The sequence below is a fragment of the Hoeflea sp. YIM 152468 genome (genome assembly GCF_029210485.1).
Classification (GTDB): domain Bacteria; phylum Pseudomonadota; class Alphaproteobacteria; order Rhizobiales; family Rhizobiaceae; genus Hoeflea.
The window spans coordinates 145,707-164,508 of sequence record NZ_JARGET010000011.1 but is presented as its reverse complement, the minus strand read 5'-3'; the positions used below and the strand labels follow the sequence as shown (position 1 = coordinate 164,508).

At 58.6% G+C, this 18,802-nt stretch carries 16 protein-coding genes and 2 pseudogenes; all 18 read right to left on the bottom strand.

What is annotated here, in order from left to right; translation table 11 throughout:
- Positions 1-603, bottom strand: a complete 603-nt coding sequence (locus PZ897_RS05950; RefSeq protein ID WP_275750780.1) for a DUF1788 domain-containing protein — start codon at positions 601-603, stop codon at positions 1-3.
- Complete coding sequence (locus PZ897_RS05945) at positions 600-1,280, bottom strand: DUF1819 family protein (protein WP_275750779.1); 681 nt, start codon at positions 1,278-1,280, stop codon at positions 600-602. Before PZ897_RS05945 ends, PZ897_RS05950 begins: the two co-directional genes overlap by 4 nt.
- A 732-nt stretch (positions 1,281-2,012) precedes the next feature.
- Complete coding sequence (locus tag PZ897_RS05940) at positions 2,013-3,449, bottom strand: NAD-dependent succinate-semialdehyde dehydrogenase (protein ID WP_275751026.1); 1,437 nt, start codon at positions 3,447-3,449, stop codon at positions 2,013-2,015.
- 33 nt (positions 3,450-3,482) lie between these two features.
- Positions 3,483-4,487 carry a proline racemase family protein gene (locus PZ897_RS05935; RefSeq protein WP_275750777.1) on the bottom strand — a complete coding sequence of 335 codons (1,005 nt, stop codon included), beginning with the start codon at positions 4,485-4,487 and terminating at the stop codon, positions 3,483-3,485.
- Positions 4,488-4,495: 8 nt separating this feature from the next.
- The gene (locus PZ897_RS05930; RefSeq protein ID WP_275750775.1) at positions 4,496-6,199 is read right to left on the bottom strand and encodes a GMC family oxidoreductase N-terminal domain-containing protein; all 1,704 of its coding nucleotides are present in this window, start codon (positions 6,197-6,199) and stop codon (positions 4,496-4,498) included.
- 1 nt (position 6,200) lies between these two features.
- The gene (locus PZ897_RS05925; RefSeq protein WP_275750773.1) at positions 6,201-7,676 is read right to left on the bottom strand and encodes an aldehyde dehydrogenase family protein; all 1,476 of its coding nucleotides are present in this window, start codon (positions 7,674-7,676) and stop codon (positions 6,201-6,203) included.
- Positions 7,677-7,697: 21 nt separating this feature from the next.
- Positions 7,698-8,705, bottom strand: a complete 1,008-nt coding sequence (locus PZ897_RS05920; RefSeq protein WP_275750771.1) for a proline racemase family protein — start codon at positions 8,703-8,705, stop codon at positions 7,698-7,700.
- A 3-nt stretch (positions 8,706-8,708) separates the two neighbouring features.
- Complete coding sequence (gene dapA / locus PZ897_RS05915; RefSeq protein WP_275750769.1) at positions 8,709-9,617, bottom strand: 4-hydroxy-tetrahydrodipicolinate synthase; 909 nt, start codon at positions 9,615-9,617, stop codon at positions 8,709-8,711.
- Positions 9,618-9,641: 24 nt separating this feature from the next.
- Entirely contained in the window at positions 9,642-10,466 is an 825-nt protein-coding gene (locus tag PZ897_RS05910; protein WP_275750767.1) for an amino acid ABC transporter ATP-binding protein, read from the bottom strand.
- A complete protein-coding gene (locus tag PZ897_RS05905) occupies positions 10,463-11,110 on the bottom strand; it encodes an amino acid ABC transporter permease (RefSeq protein ID WP_275750765.1) in 648 nt (215 codons plus the stop codon). Before PZ897_RS05905 ends, PZ897_RS05910 begins: the two co-directional genes overlap by 4 nt.
- A 69-nt stretch (positions 11,111-11,179) precedes the next feature.
- Positions 11,180-12,022: a transporter substrate-binding domain-containing protein gene (locus PZ897_RS05900; protein WP_275750763.1), complete on the bottom strand. Its 843-nt coding sequence runs from the start codon at positions 12,020-12,022 to the stop codon at positions 11,180-11,182.
- A 29-nt stretch (positions 12,023-12,051) separates the two neighbouring features.
- Entirely contained in the window at positions 12,052-13,941 is a 1,890-nt protein-coding gene (locus PZ897_RS05895) for a proline racemase family protein (RefSeq protein WP_275750761.1), read from the bottom strand.
- A gap of 222 nt (positions 13,942-14,163) precedes the next feature.
- Positions 14,164-15,723 (bottom strand): annotated as a pseudogene (locus PZ897_RS05890) (IS66 family transposase).
- A 69-nt stretch (positions 15,724-15,792) separates the two neighbouring features.
- On the bottom strand, positions 15,793-16,146 hold the full coding sequence (gene tnpB / locus PZ897_RS05885; RefSeq protein WP_275750759.1) for an IS66 family insertion sequence element accessory protein TnpB: 354 nt from the start codon (positions 16,144-16,146) through the stop codon (positions 15,793-15,795).
- Positions 16,143-16,328, bottom strand: a complete 186-nt coding sequence (locus PZ897_RS05880; protein WP_275751035.1) for a hypothetical protein — start codon at positions 16,326-16,328, stop codon at positions 16,143-16,145. Before PZ897_RS05880 ends, tnpB begins: the two co-directional genes overlap by 4 nt.
- Positions 16,329-16,348: 20 nt before the next feature.
- Positions 16,349-16,528, bottom strand: a pseudogene (locus PZ897_RS05875) (transposase); the annotation flags it as partial.
- Between the two features lie 467 nt (positions 16,529-16,995).
- Positions 16,996-18,009: an AAA family ATPase gene (locus PZ897_RS05870; protein WP_275750758.1), complete on the bottom strand. Its 1,014-nt coding sequence runs from the start codon at positions 18,007-18,009 to the stop codon at positions 16,996-16,998.
- Complete coding sequence (locus PZ897_RS05865; protein ID WP_275750757.1) at positions 18,006-18,581, bottom strand: hypothetical protein; 576 nt, start codon at positions 18,579-18,581, stop codon at positions 18,006-18,008. The genes PZ897_RS05870 and PZ897_RS05865 overlap by 4 nt, the downstream gene beginning before the upstream one ends.
- Positions 18,582-18,802 lie beyond the last annotated feature (221 nt).

The following is an 18,802-nucleotide window of genomic DNA, read 5'->3' as shown; positions in this document are numbered from 1 at the left end:
TCAGACCTCGTAGTTCATGATGTTGAAGGCGCGGTAGTATCGATCTTCCTGCCGCTGGCCGAAAAGCTCCAGCGAAGCTCCAGTGGCCAGCGCGTGCGTATAGGTGCCCGGGAAGAAGAGGACCGTAGGGCGATCCTTTGCCGTGCTTTGCAAATTGTTCAAGACGTTGTGGGAACGGATATAGGGGTACACCTCACCCACACCCGACAGGAATATCACATCGTGCGGCATTGAACCGATTGCATCACCGATCTTCGGAATCAAATGGGTTTCCGGATCAAGAATACCCTGAAGAAGCTCCTTCACCTGCGCCTTGTCCGTGTCAGATTCCCGTTCGATCAGTTGCTCCAGAATGCCGCGCTCCCGGAGTATTTCCAGGGCCAAATCATAAAGACTCAGATCCAGCACATGAACCCCGGCATGTTCCAGCCGGGTGACCAGATCCTGGCGATCCTCATTCATGGCCAGACCGTCCTCGGGGGGAAACGGGCAAATGAAGAACGGCACTTCATTGCCGAGCCCTGCCTTGTTCAAGAATCGTTCGCTACCGATAACCTTGAACAGGTGTTCGGCCCGTTCACGGCGACTCATGGTGTGATTCATCCGGAATCCCCTCCCGGAAAGACTTCTAGCCCGTCCGGATCGGCTTGTACAATCAGTGATTTAAGTCTCGGCGACAAATATACGGTTTGGATATGTCCGTCCTCGCTGAGGAGCCCGGCTTCCCGCATCATGCGATAGAGAACCTGCCTGAGCTTTTGCTGTGTCGATTTGCTTATCGCTGCCAGGCCGCCATCCCATTCAGCCTTGGCACCGAAGAAAACATCGAAAGCTTCCGGACCCAGTTCCAGACGCCAGGACAGGTGCCTTTCGCGGACCACCTCCACGGCAAATTCATGAATGAACCGATAGGCCCTGCATGTCGCCAGCCAAAGCACAGCTTGCTGTTCCTGGCGGTCAGCTTCCGAGATCAGAAACTCCCTTTCGATAGCCGACAGGCACGAGATTCGGTTTGTTATCTCGCGTAGGGTTCTCCGTTTCGAAGCGGCCTTCGGAAGTGTCGCCAGACCGCACTCAATCGCCCTGCCAAGTGTCACCTTCCAAGCCTCGCTCTCCCGGTGAAGGGCCGCCAGCTCGACACTCTCATTGATGAAAAGCCCGCCTGTCGAAAAGGACATCAGGTATTTTGGTTTCGGGGTAGAGGCCACTATCGATGCACCATAAAACTCAAACGATTCGATCATCGTTTCCTTTATCACACTCGGCTTATTCAACTTCATTCACCGAAGCCGGTACACAACGGTCTCGTTGGCGCCCTTCTCGCGCGCCCGCGCGCGCGTGAGAAGCGAATGTCTACATTTGTCTACATTTTGAGTTGGTGACGTTTTCGTTCTAGGACGCCTTTATGAAAGCAGGCCGGAATATTGTGCGAGCAGGTCGTCGGAATGCTAACTGAAATAACGCACTGATTAATTTAACATTATTCAGATTGAAATCAATGATTCTGCGAGCTCAGCACCCCGGACTATTGATTTCGTATTGCAATCAATACCATTTCCAGGCGCCTCGAAGGCGGCTGCAGGCTTTGCGCCAATTTATTACCCGGAAGCGTAGATTTTTGGTGCTCCGATACCGGCCGTGACAATGTCTTTTTCGCGTGAGCGCGATACCCCTGCAAGAAAGGAAAGATAGAAAGATCTAAGGAAAATGCAGAGGGTGCCGATCACCTCGCCTTGCCAGTTTCTATCCTTCTTTTCTTTCTCTCGGGGGGTCAGATATCAAGGATATCAGCCCGGCTTTTATGGTCATAGAGACCTCTGCGTGTCTTGATCACCTTGAATAGATGGGGTGATTGCCGCCCTCTTCAGACGGCATCACAATAAGCCAAGATCGGGCTTTTGAAAGTAACGAAACGAGGAAGGCGGCACCCACGCCATCTATTCAAGCAGAGCCGGGATAAGATCCCCCAGCTCGTCTCAGCAAAAGGTAGCCGGCCTATTTTGAGCCTTGTTTCAAAGCCCAAATTCCGTGACGAATTTGGTGCGCTGGAACGCTTCCAGCCCTTCCATGCCGCTTTCCGAGCCGAATCCTGATTCATTCACGCCGCCAAATGGTGTTTCCGGTGTCGAGACCGCCATATGGTTGACGCCGACCAGACCGGCATCCAGCGCTTCCTCGGTTCTGGCCGCCAGCGAACCGCTGCGGGTGAAGCAGAACGATGCGAGGCCATAGGGCAGCGCATTGGCGCGTTCGATCACTTCATCGAAGCTCGAGAACGGCATCAAGGGGGCGATCGGGCCGAACGGCTCCTCGGTGAGAATGCGGGCATCGTCGGGAACATCGGTTAATACCGTGGGCTGGAAGAAATAGCCCTGATTGGTCATGCGCTTTCCGCCAAGCGCAACAGTTGCGCCCTTGCTCACGGCATCCTCGACAAAGGCTTCCATCACGCCAAGGCGTCTTTCAGCGATCATCGGCCCCATCTGCACACCGGCCTCAAGCCCGTTGCCGACAACAATGGTCTTGGCTTTGGCGACAAAGCCTTCGACGAAGGCGCTGAAGATGCTCTCATGAACGAAAAACCGGGTCGGAGAGGTGCAGACCTGGCCGGCATTGCGGAACTTGAAGGCCACAAGCGTATTGATGGCGAGATCCAGATCGGCGTCAGCGTGGACGATGACTGGCGCGTGGCCGCCCAGTTCCATGGTGGCTCGCTTGAGCGTGTCGGCGGAGCGCTTCTGCAACAGCTTGCCGATCTCGGTGGAACCGGTCAGCGTCACCTTCTTGAACACTGGCGACTTGAGCAGGGTTGAGGAGACGTGGTCGGGGTCGCCAAAGACAACATTGAGCACACCATCGGGAAGGCCTGCGTCCTGGAAACAACGGGCGATGGCGACCGCGGTACCGGGCGTTTCCTCGGCCGGCTTGACGACAATCGAACAGCCGGCGCCCAGCGCACCAGCAATCTTGCGCACGACGTTGCCGGACGGGAAGTTCCAGGCCGCAAAGGCTACGATCGGACCAACCGGTTCCTTGAACACCATCTGGCGAACACCGGGTATGCGAGCAGGCACGATGCGGCCATAGGCGCGCTTGCCTTCCTCGGCATACCAGCGCGTGACTTCGGCACCGAACTGGACTTCAGGCACCGCTTCGGCGAGCGGCTTGCCGTTTTCCATGGTCAGCAGCCGACCGATGCGGTCCTTGCGCTCGTCGATCAGCGCGGCGGCCTTCATCATGATGGCGTACCGCTGAACGGCGGTCATCTTCTTCCACACGGCAAAACCACGGGCAGCGGCTTCGGTGGCTTCGGCCATGTCAGCGTCGTTGCACAGCGGCACCGTGCCAAGCACTTCCTCCGTTGCCGGATTGACCAAATCGCGAACCTTGCCATCGCCTGCCGGCCGCCATTTTCCGTCGATCAGCAGTTCGATCTTTTCATCATACATCATGGGCACTCTCTTGTTGGTTTGAGGCGGGATTCAGCGACACAGGAACCCGTTGGGAATCGGGTCGTCGTCGCTGCGGATAAAGCTGTGCAGGCCGGTAATATGGGCGAGGCCTTCGATGGTCGGCCGGTAGCGGATCGGGCTTGCGCCATTGGTCGACAGCGGCACGGCGGAGGCCGTAAATTCGACATCGAGAATATTGATTGCCCGGATCGGCTCGCCGGGCTCGATCAGGCTGGCGCCGAGCAATTGCGCCAGACGCGCCGAGGTGCCGGTTCCGCAGGGCGACCGGTCAAATTTGTTGGCGGCGAGAACCACCAACTGGCGGCTGGCAAAACCATCAACGTCGCGGTTCGACTGATGGAAAAGAACGCTGTGGATATGGGAGTTCGCCCCCGGTACCGCACCGGTGTCGATCCTGGCGTTGACCTCGGCCTTGATCCTGCCGCCGATTTCGAGCGCGTGATGAACACCAGACGGATCAAGTGAGACGCCGGCAGCCTGTGCCTCGACCAGTGCATACCAGTTGCCGCCATAGGTAATATCGCAGGTGCCCGATCCGGGCAGCGTTTCCAGCGCAACCGCGCTGGCTGCAACATAGGAAGCCACGTTGTCGAAGCTAACCGCGGAAAGCCGCCCGCCCTCGTAATTCGCCGTTACCCGCACCAGGCCGGCGGGAACCTCGAGATTAAAGGCGGCCTGGCCCTGATCATCAGGAAGCAACAGCCCCATGTGGTTCAGGCTTGCGGCAATGCCGATTGTCGCATGACCGCACATCGGCAGGTAGTTGTAGCTGCCGAGAAAGAAGGCGCCATGATCGGCGACCTTGCTGTCGGTCAGCACCGCGCCGACCATGGCCGAATGGCCGCGCGGTTCATGCAGCAGCAAGGTGCGGACGTCATCCAGATTTTTCTGGAACCAATCGTATTTTTCCGCGACCGATTGGCCCCTGAGCGGCGGCAACCCACTGGTGATGAGCCTGGTGGGGTGGCCTGCCGTGTGGCTGTCGATGGTGGTCAGGACGCGTCTTGGTGCCATGGCGTGGTTCAGGCTCCGGCCTTGATGGTGTCAGCGATCTTTTCGCCGGCCATCACCGTTGTCAGCATAGTGTTGCCACTGATCACTGACGGCATGATCGAGGCATCGACCACCCGGAGACCTTCAACGCCGATGACCTTGCCATCAGGATCAACAACCGCGTTCGGATCGTTGCGGTCGCCCATCCGGCAAGTGCCGCTGGCGTGCCAGCTTCCGCAGGTGTTGTCGATGATCCACGAACGCAGCTGATTGGGCGAATTGCGCAATCCCTGCACATCGACATCGGGCACGATCACCTTTTCGATCATAAGTTTGCGGGCAAGCGAACCGCTGCCCATCATGCCCGCCGCGATCAGCGTCAGGAACCAGTTGAGCTTGCTGACAGCGCCGAGCTTGCGCACCCGGTCGGAGAAGGTTGCCGGGAACACTTCGCCAACCACATCCGTCATTTCCGGTTCGGAGACGATGCCGAACAGGCGATGCATGCCGTCCTCAAGCCGTTTGAGATCGCGCTCGTCTGACAACTGCCTGAAATTGACAAACGGGCCGGTCGACGGATCGCGGTCGACAAGGCGGACATAGCCGGTCGAATAGGGCCGGTTGACGCACACCAGTATGGAGCCGAGACGGCGACCGAGCGGGTGCCAGGCGGCGCGGTTGGACGCCAGCACGAACATGTCGCCGGCGGTCGTTTTGGCCAGCTTGGAGCTGTAGCGGTAGCCCATCTGGATGTGGCGGCGCATGCTCTTGGGCAGGCGGGATTTCTTCGGCAGGTAAGCGGCAAGCGCCACCATCGGGTGATCCTGCAGGTTCTGACCGACACCGTGGCGGTCGGCACGCACTTCGATGCCCATTTCGGAAAGATGATCGGCGGGGCCGATCCCGGCGCGCATCAGGATTGCCGGCGATTGCAGCGCACCGGCAGAAATAATCACCTCTCCGGCACCCAGCGTGCGCGTGCCCTGCGGGCCTTCGATCTCGACGCCACAGGCGCGGTTGCCGTCAAACAGGATCCTGCGCATTTCGGTGGAACCCATGATCGTCAGGTTCGGACGATCGCGGACTTCCCGGGTCAGATAGGCCCGCGCTGTCGACACCCGCTTGCCATCGACATTGTTGTTGACGGTCATCGGGAAATAGCCGTCATCGGTGCAGCCATTGTGGTCGCGAATATTCTTGACGCCGAGCTTGTCGAGCACTTTTGCGGTGGCCTTGGTGAGCGGCGACCAGTCCTTCTCCGGTACCCGCCGCATCGGCATGGGTCCGCTACCGCCATGGACTTCGGTTTCACCGTAATCGAGATCGGTCTCAAGCTTCTTGAAGTAGGGAAGAACGCCCTTCCAGTCCCAGCCTGTCGCTCCGTTCTCGGCCCAGTCCTCATAATCCCAAGGCAGGCCGCGGAACGCGAACTGTCCGTTGATCGAGGTGCCGCCACCGATCACCTTGGCCTGCTCGTAACGGCGGGCTTCGGCATCGGGGGTTTTCGGATCATCGAGATGAACCTTCACATTCTGCCAGTGATAGGAGCGGTTGAAATAGGCAACAATCGGGTAGGCATCGAGAATGTCTTCGGGTTCGGTTCCCGGCTCCATGTCCGGGCCGGCCTCGATCAGCGCCACCTTGAAGCGGGTTTCTTCCGACAGCCGGCTGGCGAGCACGGCACCGGCGGCACCGCCGCCAACAACGATGTAATCGAAATGCTCAGCGGTCATCTTATTCGCCATGATTGAGAAAGACAGTCTTGAAACGAAGGAAGCTTTCGAGACCGTTGCGGCCCATTTCCTTGCCGAAACCGGAACCGTTGAAGCCGCCCTGCGGTGTTGAATAATCGGGCTGCCGGCCATGGGCGTTGACCCAAACGGTTCCCGCCTCGATGCAATCCGGCAAGGTCATCGCCTTGTGCAAATCGTCAGTGTAGATGCTGGCGGCGAGCGCATAGGAGGGATGGTTGGTCATGGCGATGCCCTCCTCCTCGTCCTCATATTCAAAGACGGAGAGAACCGGGCCAAAGAATTCCTCGCGGAAGCCAACCGAGGTTTCGGGCACATTGCGCAGAATTGTCGGCTGGTAATAGGCGCCAGCATTCTGGGCAGCAACACGACCGCCGCCAGTGACAACTTCGGCGCCATCACTCAGGGTTTCGGCCAGCATGGAATCGATGCGACGCGCCTGCTTTTCCGAGACGATCGGCGGCAGGGTGTTACCATTCTGCCAGGTTGGCCCTGCCCTGCGCCCGGCAGCAATTGCGATGACCTTTTCAAGCAGTTCGTCGCGCATGCCGACCGGCGTGATCAGCCGTGTGCCGGCAGTGCAGACCTGACCGGAATTGGCGAGGAAGCCGTTGGCGATATTGGTCGCCACCGCATCAAGATCGCGCACATCCTTCATCACCAGTTGCGGTGACTTGCCGCCGAGTTCCAGCGTCAGCGGCTTGGTGCCGGTCATTGCCGCATCGGCCATCACCTTGGCGCCGGTGGCGGAAGAGCCGGTGAACGTGATCATGCGCACCAGCGGGTGACGCACCAGCAGCGAGCCGGTGATGCCTGCGCCCTGGACAATGTTGAACAGGCCTTCCGGCAGACCCGCCTCGATGGCGAGTTCGGCAATCGCCAGCGCCGAATATGGCGTCATTTCCGAAGGCTTGAGCACCACCGCATTGCCGACGGCGAGCGCCGGCGCCGATTTCCAGATCGCGTTGATGGCGGGGAAATTGAACGGCGCGATGGAGGCGACCACGCCATAGGGCTCGGGCCGCGCCATCGACGTAGTGCCGGCCTTGCCGGCCAGCAACTGGCCTTCGACCTTGTCGGCCCATTCTGCGAAATAGCGCAGGGCTCCGGTGGCGCGAACCAGATCGCGGCCAAGCACGTCTTCGATCGGCCGGGTCGAGGATACGGATTCGATCCGGCCGATGCGTTCGCGGTCACGGTCAATCAGATCAGCCCAGCGTTTGAGCACTTCAGCACGCTCGAGCGGCGCGGCCTGACGCCATCCGCTTTCGGTGAATGCCCGGTGCGCCGAAGTGACGGCACGATCGATGATGGTTTCATCGGCCATCGGCAGCGGCGCCGTTTCAGCGCCATCAGAGGGACGGAAGACCGCAAGGGCTTCGCCCAATTCCACACGTTTGCCGTCAATCAGATGTGCGGCGACGAGGGTGATGCTGTCGGGATTGAAATCGCTGGTCATGATTGTCTCCGGATTGCTCGATCAGACGCCCGTGAGCCGGAACCCGGCAGGGAACGGATCGTTGGGATCGAGGAAGAAGTTAAAAGTCCCGGTCAAGTAGGCCGAACCGGTTACCGTGCAAGCGATAGCGGCAATGTCGCCCACCGTCGTGGCGCCGGTGATATTGCCTGTGAAGACCGTGTCGAGAATGCCGGCGTGGCGGAAGCTGTCGCCCGGCTTGAGTTCGCCCTTGGCCGCCAACATCGCCATGCGCGAGGCAGTGCCGGTGCCGCACGGCGACCGGTCGATCACCGTCGGCGGACAGACGACGGCATTCTTGCCATCGGTGGTTTCGCCATCGCCGTCCTGGACGATCTCGATCTGGTAGATCTCGTTGACATGGGCCATGGTCGGATGCTGGACCGGATGATCCTTGAGCCCGACGCGCAGCTCGGCGGCAGCAGAGACGATCTGCCAGGCCTGATCGGGGTGGATCTTGAGGCCCAGATCGCTGGCCTTGACGATCAGATAGAAATCGCCGCCAAAGGCGATGTCAGCGCGCACCTTGCCGAAGCTCGGTGTGTCGACGAGGATGTTTTCGCGGTAGAGAAAACTCGACGGCATTTCCAATGTCACCGAGACGGCACGTCCGCCCTCGACCTTGACCCGGGCAGGCACCACGCCTGCGGGGGTATCAAGCCGCACAAGCGTTTCGCCTTCGACCGCATCAATGTAACCCGCTTCCACCGCAATTGTGGCAACCGCCATTGCACAGTGGCCGCACATCGGCGGATAGGTGTCGGGCTCGAGAATGAGCATGCCGATGTCCGCGTCTTCCGAACAGGCTTCGGTGAGGACGGCTGCGGGCATGTTGAAACTGCCGCGGGGCTCGAACAGCACCAGTTGGCGCAGCCAATCGCGTGACATCAGGTCGGCCCGCTTTTCCACCATGGTCTTGCCACGGATCGGGCCAAAACCAGAGGTGATCAGCCGCAGCGGGCAGCCTGCGGTGTGGGAATCAATACCCTGGATAATGCGTGTGCTTTGCATGATTCATCCTGCCTGCTTGATGGTTTCGCGTACTTTTCCGGTTTCCAGGATCGAGCGGACCGTGGCCTGCTGCTGATCGGAGAAAGGCAGAAGCGGTTCGCGCGGAATGCCGACCGGCTGGTCGAGTTCGTTCATCACTGCCTTGATGCCAGCATAGAAGCTGCCGGCCTTGAAGCAGCGGTAGATGTCAAACAGCGCAGGTTCGAGCTTGTCGGCCATGGCGGTGTCGCCGTGCTGGCAGGCATCGTAATAGCTGCGGACCAGTTTGCCGGAGAGCTGATGAGCCATGGCGACAACACCGGAGCAGCCGACTGGGAGCGTCGAGCGGATCATGGTTTCGTAGCCAACAAAGACGGCGAGCTTGTCCTTGACCTTGGCGCAAAGCTCAGTGATCTGCTGGATATCGGCCGAGGAATCCTTGATCGCCACCACATTGGGGATGTCGGCAAGGCTGGCGACGAAATCCGGGGTCAGGTTCACGCCCATCCGCGCCGGGCTGTTGTAGAGCATCAGCGGCAGATCGGTGACCGCGGCGATGCGGCGGTAGAACTGGGCGGTCTCGCGCAGGTCGGGCTTGGCGTAGATCGGCGGCAGCGCCAGGATACCGTCACAGCCTGCGGCCTTGGCAGCTGCGCAGAGTTCTTCAACAACCTTGGTGCGTAGATCCGACACACCGGCAATCACCGGCACCCGGCCGTTTGACGCCTTGACGGTGGCCTCGAACAGATCGATGCGTTCCTGCACCGTCATTGTGTAGAATTCACCGGTGCTGCCGCAAACCACAAGGCCGTTGGCGCCATTGGCGATATTGACTTCCGACAGTTCGGCGAAACGCTTGAAATCGATGCTTCCATCCTGGGCGAACGGGGTCACGAGGACACTGTGAATGCCCTTCCAATCAGTCTTTGACATTTGATACTCGCTGGTTATTTCGGGTTAGTCCTGCAGCAACGGACGCATGAGCTCCGCGGTCGCATGGAAACGATTTACGAACGATTGGACCCGTTCGTTGGTGGGGTGCAGAAGCACGTCTGCGGGCGGACCTTCCGCCTCGATGGTGCCCTGGTCGAGAAACACCACGCGGTCGGCCACCTCGAGGGCGAAGCCGAGTTCGTGGGTGACCACGAGCATCGTCATGCCTTCCTTGGCAAGCGTGATCATGGTGCTGAGAACTTCGCCGACCAGCTCCGGGTCGAGCGCCGATGTCGGCTCATCAAACAGCATCACCTCGGGGCGCATGTTAAGTGCACGGGCAATCGAGACACGCTGTTTCTGACCACCGGAAAGGCGGTGCGGCATGCGGTCGGCAAAATCGGCCATGCCGACCTTTTCGAGATATTCCATCGCCCGCTTGCGGTTGATGGCACCGTCCTCCTTGAGCACGATGCGTGGCCCCTCCATCACATTACCCAGCACAGTCATGTGCGGGAACAGATTGAAGTGCTGGAACACCATACCAACGCGGCTGCGCAGCGTATTGACCTGCTTTTGCTTGATGCCCGCCTTGTCGTCACCGCCGGCGGACTGGTTGAAGATGGCCTGACCGGAAATCTCGATGCGACCGCGATCAGGCTTCTCAAGCAGGTTCACGCAGCGGAGCAGCGTTGTTTTGCCCGATCCGCTTGAGCCAAGAAGAGCCACAACTTCACCCTCGTGCACATCAAGATCGATTTCACGCAGGACAGTGTGAGCGGCGTAGGCTTTTGACAGGCCGCGGATCGAGACCAGCGGATTTTCGCGGGAGGTATCTGGCGTGTTCATCGGTTGTGTGTCTCCAGCTTGCGAGCCAAATAGTTCGACGGTATCAGGATGATGAGGAAGACCACCCCAATCGCGGTGTAAACTTCCATCGGCCGATAGGTGAACGAGGCGATGTAGCCTGCCTGATAAAGCAGGTCCGGCACCGTCAGAACGGATAGCAAAGTGGTATTTTTCATTTGAATGATGGTCTGCCCAGCCAGCGGCGGGATCATTCGACGGAACGCCTGCGGCAGGATTATCCTGCGCATGGCTTGGCCGGTCGACATGCCTAGCGCCCGCGCAGCGTCGGTTTGCCCTGCATCAAGCGTCTGAATCCCGGCACGCAGGATTTCTGCGTAATAGCCCGCACCGTAAAGGCTAAGTGCCATGATTCCTGCCAGTTGCTTGGAGATGTTGATGTCGAGGAATATCGGGAGTGCGTAGTAGCTCCACAGAAGCCATACCAGAAGCGGTACGTTGCGGAAGAATTCCACAAACAATCGCCCGGCCCAGCTTATCGCAGTGATGCGCGTCAGTTGAGCCAGTGCGACGAGGAGTCCCATCGCCAGGCCCAGAACCGTGGTGACCACCGTATAGTAGAGCGTGATCCAGAGCCCCTTCAGAATGAGATCTGCATTTTGGGTTATAATCGACCAGTCAAACACGGGATGACTCCTGGCATGGTTTGTTTGAGGGCCGCCGGGGACAATCAATGCCCCCGGCGGAAAGCGTGATCAGAAGCTGAACTCTGGCGGCAGGATCGAGAGATCGATGCCGTGCGCTTCAAAGGACTTGTGCAGCTTGCCCTGGGCCAGACCGAGTGCGCGCTGCTGGTTGACCCAGTTGGTCAGCCAGTTTTCATATCCTTCGTTGCCCTCTTCACGAGCGTAACCGATAGTCGCTGGATTGAGCAGCATTGGAGCTGGGAGAATGATCTCGCCATTAATCTGCTTGGCAACCTGAACTGCGTCGAAGATAGCCAGAACCATCGCGTCGACGCGGCCTGCCTGCATTTCGAGCACGCCCAGCGGACGGTCTTCGACAACAACGATGTTGGCCTTCGGGGTCAGAGCTTCGGCAACAACTTGCATGGTGCCACCCTTCTGCACGACAAGGCTGACCGAGGCATCATTGAGATCAGCCCAGTTCTTTTTATCGAAGCCGGGCTTGGCGACAATTGCCCATGCATCCGTGAAAAGCGGGACGGAGAGGTAATCGACAACCAGGCCACGCTTGGGGTTGGGGTTGAGACCAAAGGCAATGTCGATCTTCTTGGCCTGGAAATCTGCGGCAAGATTGCCCCAGGTGGTTTCGACCGGTACGGCCTTCACGCCGAGAAGTTTGGCGATATCGTTGGCCCACTCCATGTAGAAGCCGCCCCATTCACCGCTGTCGCGGTCGCGAATATAACCGGGCTCCTCGCCGATCATCACCGGAACGCGCAGTTCGCCACTGTCGCGGATGCGGTCGAGAACGAGATTGGGATCAGTCGCGGCTGCGGGCTGAACCAGTGAGGCTGTCATCAGCATGACGGCCGCTAAGGCGGATGCCAGCTTGTTCATGAAAGAAAATTTCATTTATTATCCCTTCTGGATTTCTGACGAGTTTAGACAAGAAAACCGCGCTTCATTGGATCATCCGGCTCGACGATGAGCGTGGAAATACCGTTGAGATGCGCCCGCCCCGAAATTTTCGGAACGACTGCAAGACGTCCGTCCGACGTCTCGACAACTGAGGTGACCCGGCCCATCAGCCGGCCACCAAAGATACTCTCGGCCTGGAGAACGGTGTCCGGCTCGAACCGGCCCTGCGCCACATATTGCGCCATCCGCGCAGCCACCGCGGTGACACCGGGAGATCGGTCGAACCGGTGGGCATCGATCGCCAGAAACATGCGCTCCTGGCCTGAAGCAAGCGGTTGGCAGACCAGCACCGAGTCAAATGCCAGCTCATCAGCCCGGTTCAGCGCTGTAATTGCGTCGCGGACCAGACGGGCCGTGACGAGAATTTCATCAGCCGAGCTCGACTGCAGATCGAGCCCGAGATCGGCCGCCTCGACGATCGCATACAAAATGCCGCTATCAACAATCTGCAGACGGGCATCCCGGCCATCCACGGCGACAGCAAATTCCGGCGTGACGACCGAGGACCGCGGCAGGATGACATCAATCTGGCCATCTTCGGGCTTGATTTCGACCTGGACTGTTGCTCCGGGCATTTCAACGCTGAAACTGGTTTTCGACTTGAGCCGCCCGAGGGCTGCAAGCGCCTTGGCATAGCCGAACACGGCATGGCCGCACAAATCTGGATAGCCGTAGGAGGTGATGAAGAATGCGCCAAAATCGGCGGTCTGGGAAGGGACGGGCACCAGGCCAAAGGAACCCGCGTGACCACGCGGCTCCTGCAAAAGCAGCGGACGCAAATGGTCGTATCGCGCTTCAAAGGAACTTTGCTTCTCCTTGACCGTGGCCCCGTCCAAACCTTCAAGCGGCTCCACCAGAATGCGTGTCGGGTGGCCGGCCGTATGCGTTTCGATCACCCGAAAAGACTGGGCGCCGGTGGATAGCTCGATGTTGAGCGCGCCCTCGCCGAGGCCGGTGCCTTGGGACGAGCCCAATTCAAGCCGGCGCCCACTCTTCTCGAACTGCATGGATGCAAGACGCGCGGTATCGGTATTGACCCATAGCGCCACAGCGTCTCCATTACCAACATTCTTCCACCGGTGATCAATACGGCTGCTGAAATAGGCGCTGTCGCCGCTCGTCAACATCACAGGTTCGCGGCCCGACAGCGCGATCTCAAGCTCACCTTCCAGCAGGTAGATCAATTCCTCACCCTCGTGGGCATAGAACCCGTCGCTTTCACGCCCCTGCCCGATGGTCCAAACTTCGACATCCATCAGGCGCTCGGCGACTGTGATCTGCTCGATGGAAACACCGGGCCCGAAGGTACCAACCATGCGGCCGCTGCCTTTGCGGACGATAGGAATGTGTTCGGTACTGGTGCCGCCAAGCAGCTCGCCGAGCGACCGCTTGAAAACCTCGGCAATCGCATTGAGCCGCGCCGGCGACAGGAAAGCCGTGCCGCGCTCGAACACGCTGAGGTGCGAGGCGTTGATGCTGGTCAGCTCCGACAGTTCACGCAGCGAGAGTCCGGCTTCCTTACGCATAGCGCGCACCTGGCCACCGATTTGCCTGAACTCGACAGTGTGGGGATCGACGGCCGGCTTATCGACCGGATCGGCAACCGAATTATCGCTGCCTTCCAACATCCGCCGAATACTGGAGAGGCTTTGTCCGTCCACGCGGCGCAACAGGTCAATTCGATAAACACGCTCGACATCGGCGGCTGAAAACGACCGGTGTCCGCCCTTGGACTTATGTGGCGACAGCAGCCCGAGTCCTTCCCAGGAACGCAAGGTCGAAACGGAAACACCCGTTGTCTTGGCCACATGGCCAATCGAGTAGGGTTTTCTATGGGTTTCCGGATCGCTCACCAAATCACCTGAAGACATGTAGGTTTATTGAATTCTCTAGATGGTATGCAGATTTTTTGAAATCGTCAATGTCAAAACTGAGAACTCGGACTGTTCAGTTTCGCGCGCCGCCGCAATCCGCGCGCTCCCACGCGCGACCAGGTGCGCGAGAGAAGCGAATATCTACATTCGTCTACATTTTGAGTTTGTGGCGTTTTCGTTAAAGGGTAAGCGGTGTTGCGATCACACCTTGGCAGGATAATTCCAAGGTAAGAGTTCATTGATCCGGCCCTGTTTGTGGCCGTTGACGATAGCGGTGAGCGTGCTGGCCAGGTAGGCCTGCGGATCAATGGCGTTGAGTTTGCAGGCCTCAACGAGCGAGGCGATGGTGGCCCAGTTTTCGGCTCCGGCGTCATGGCCGGCGAAGAGTGCATTCTTCCGATTGAGGGCTATCGGCCGGATGGTTCGCTCCACGCTGTTGTTGTCGATCTCGATGCGGCCGTCGGTCAGGAAGAGTTGCAGACCCTCCCAATATTTGGCGATGTATTTCAGGGCTTCGCCGAGCGGCGATTTGGCGGCAACGCGAGCGCGGTGATGGGCGAGCCAGGTTTCCATGTCAGTGACGATCGGGGCTGATCGTTCCTGCCTTCCAGCCAGGCGCGTTTCCGGATCAAACCCTCGTAGTTCGGCCTCGATCCGGTAGAGTTCGCCGATCCGCTTCACGCCTTCCTCGGCAATAGGCGCTGCTCCGTTGCGGGTGATCTCCACCAGCTTGCGGCGTGCGTAGGCCCAGCAATAGGCAAGCCGAAGGTCCGGGCCAACGCGCTCTGGTGCGATCAGCCTATTGTATCCGGCATAGCCATCCACCTGAAGGATGCCAGAGAAGCCCTGCAATATCCGCTCAGCATGGGGCCCGCCGCGACCGGGCGCATAGGTGAAGGCAACACCTGGCGGAGGACCGCTACCCCATGGGCGATCATCTCGCGCCAGCGCTCAGAAGTATCCGGTCTTTGTTTTACGGGAACCGGGATCGAGAACAGGGGCGCGGGTCTCGTCCATGAACAGCTTGGTCGAGCGTTTTAGGTGAGTAATCAGGGCGTCAAAGACGGGACGCAATTCGAAGGCAGCCCGGCCGACCCAATCGGCAACCGTCGACCTGTCGAGATCAATGCCCTGACGGCTCATAATCTGAGCCTGCCGATACAAGGGAAGATGATCGGCATATTTGGACACCAGCACGTGAGCTACTGTTGCTTCCGTCGGCAACCCAGCCTGGATCAGACGTGCAGGAGCTTGGGCCTGGATGACGCCGTCGGTGCAGGCGCGGCAGGCATATTTTGGGCGACGGATGACGATGACGCGGAACTGGGCCGGAATCACGTCCAGCCTCTCGGACACATCCTCACCAATGCAATGCAGGCAACCGCCGCAGGCGCAGACCAGGCTTTTCGGCTTGATCACCTCTTCGACGCGATGAAGATGCTTTGGAAGAGAGCCGCGATTGGCTGCTCGTGGCTTATTAATCCTGTTCCCCGCAGGGGCGTCCGCCTCATCCTCGGCATGCATCGCGGCCATTGCCGTTTCCAGGTCTTCAAGTGCCAGATCGAATTGGTCGGGGTCGGTCTTCTCGGACTTGCGTCCGAAGGCTGCTTGCTTGAAGGCCGCGACCAGCTTCTCAAGCCGTTCGATCCGCTCATCTTTGCGGACAATCTGCGCGTCCTTGCCTGCCTCGCGTGCCTGCGCCGCAATCAGCATTGCCTTCAGGGCGGCAACATCATCGGGAAGATCGGAGGCGTTCAGCATGGCCGCAATCTACCAAAGCCCGCTTCGAATTGCCTTTGGTATTTACAGCCCTGAGTCATCGTGCCGCAGCTATTCGATGACCTCCGGTGCTCTCGTTTCCACGGAACGAACGCGTCGCCAGTCGAGGCCCGCAAACAGCGCTTCGAACTGAGCATGGCCCAATGTCATCAGGCCGTCTCTGATACCCGGCCAAGTGAAGGTGTGATCTTCCAGTCGCTTGTAGGCCATCACAAGACCGCTGCCATCCCAGTAGATCAGCTTCAACCGATCCGCCCTGCGTGACCGGAACACGAACACCGTTCCAGTGAACGGGTCTTTGCGCAACTCGTTCTTCACCAGCGCAGCCAAGCCGTCATGGCCCTTGCGGAAGTTCACAGGCTTCGTCGCCACCATGATCCGTACGCGGTTTGATGGAAAGATCATGCGGAGGTCGCAAGCGCACGTGCAGCAGCCACGACCCGGGCAGCCGATGCTCCTTCTTCCAGACGGATCGTGACAGGACCCACGATGATCTCGCGGCGGTTGGTCTCTCTGATCGGCGGTTCGGCGGCAGGGGTCTCGACGACCATCGCTGCGAATTCCATCGCATCTTCAGGCGCAGGCAACACCTGTCGCCCTGCCGTGCCATCGTGCGCCAGGGCGACAGGTGGTTCGGCTGCAGCCCATAGCGGCCCGCAACCTCGTTCACCGTCACGTCCGGGCGCAGGCTTTCCCAAACGATCTTGGCCTTGACCTCATCAGGCCAACGGCGATGTCGCTCACGACCCGTCTTCCCAGTCGTGAGTATCTCCAGTGTAGTCCCCATGGAGAAACTCCCTTTGCTAATCCATGGAAAGCCGATCACAGATCAGCGCTGAAAGGGCAACGTGGGGGCACAACATCGCGTACGTTAAAGGGCATTTTTTGATCGCAGGACGCAACTTTGTGTGAGCAGGTTAGCCGAAATTGTAGATTGGTATAACATATTGATTACTCCATTATTATTCACTTTGAAGTCATTTGGATTATGATTTCAATCCTTCGGATAATTGATTTCGTATTGCAATCAATACCTGTGCCCCGCGTCTCGGAACTCGCTTCCACGCTTTGCACGAATCAGTCACCAAGAAAACGTAGAACGTTGGCGCTCTGTCACCGGCTTGGGAAATTTTTTTCGGGTGAGCAGGATACCCCTGCAAGAAAGGAAAGATAGCAAGATTCTGAGGAAAATGCAGAGGGTGCCGATCATCTCACCTTGCCAGTTTCTTTCATTCTTTTCTTTCTTTCAGGGGGTCAGATATCAAGGAGATCAGCCCGGCTTTTATGGACATAGAGGCCTCTACCCGCCTTGATTACCTCTCCGGCCTTAGCCATCCGGTGCAAAAGGGTATCGATTGCGCTCCGCGACATTCCGGTTGCCGCCATAATCGCAGTCGTTCTTTCAGGCTCGTCTGCGTCAGAAAGAAATTCCAGAATCTTTCCGCGCTCGGTTGATCGTCGTACGTCCTCCGCCTCTCCCAACACGGTCCAGATACCAGTATCAAACCGGATCGCAGTTTCTTTCTCCTCGACATCGCGCCCCCGCACATAGAGCGTCGTACCGTTTCCGTCGCGATCGAGAACAAGCGTGGTGTCGGCGACCGCACTCAACCCATTCGAGCCGGTCAACGCCTCAAGAGGATCAGCCGCGCCGCCCTTTCGGGTATGATGCAGTGCCAGAACGGCAATCCGGTTTTCGGTGGCCCATGTCTGCAATTCGGAGAAACAGCTGTAGTCTGCCTCATAAGCATTCTGCTTGCCGTTGCCGGCCGGTTTGACCCGCTGCAAAACATCGATAATGACAAAACGGGGATTCCGGACCGAATCACACCAATCCGCCAGTGCCGGGATGAATCCTGCATTGAGCGCCGGCGCTTCCGTTACCCATTCCAAGCGGGAGAGATCCGGCCGGTTAGCATCATCCGCGTACATTGTCTCGATCCGACCCTGGATCCGGCGTAGCCCGTTTTCCAAATCAATGTAGAGAACGTTGCCTGGCTCGCACGCGATGGAACCGAGAGCGCACCCACCTGAGGCGACGGCCAATGCGAAATCGATAGCCAGCCATGTTTTCCCGAGCTTCTGGCGCCCCGCGAGAACGCTGAAACCCTCCGGCAGGTATCCGGGAATAACCCACTGGATCGGCGGGAAAACTGCCATCATCAGGTCATTGGTATTGAGGCGATCAAACCGCGGCGCGGCCTTGCCCCGCGGCCTAATGGCCTCCTCAACGGGTATGAATTCGGAGCAATGATGATGGTGGTTCATGCCGCCCACCTCGCATTTGCTGGGACCGTCACACGTCCCCTGAAGTTCCTCTCAATCAAGCGTTGGAGTTGTATGCCGTGCCGCAAGTCCTGCGCAACAACGCGGCCTGGCAGATCGATGATCTGCCAGGCCGCGATATGCGGAACCGCAATAGCTGATCCATTGAAGCCGCACCGAAACAATTCATGTGGCGATCGATAGATGGGCAAGACAGATCCAGCACAGTAGGTAGCGGGATTGAAGGCACAGAACGCCCCAATCAGACCACAGCGCCCGAACATCGTCAGTACATGCCACGGGCAATCGATTGGCCATGCAACCAAGTCGATGGGTGTTTCGCCATCTTCACCCATCGCCTCGAACACGACCGCCTCGATGCCCACCGGATCGAAATCAAAACGATCATTCCCGTGGACGGCGATACGCGCCAACGTAAGGATGCCCGTACAATCCGACATAGTGGGTGTCGATCTGATCCCTTCGACTTTCCGGTAGCTGAAAGTTTCGGACATGGCGGTTTCGGCAATCTTCGAAAGTTCGAGGCAAGCAGAAAGGATTTGCCGGTAGATCATGCCGCATCTCCCTTCAGGAGAAGGCGATTAATGACACTCCCAATCGATTGCCAATGGGTGTCATTGATGTACGGGGCTTGCTCACGGACGGAAACCACATCGGCGGTACGAAAATGGTCCCGATTTTCAGCTTTGGGACTGGGGTTTGCGTCACTTTCCGAAGTAACGGTTCGACGGCGGTCAGCTTGCCGGTTGAACCGATTGCTGCTAGTTACATGGGA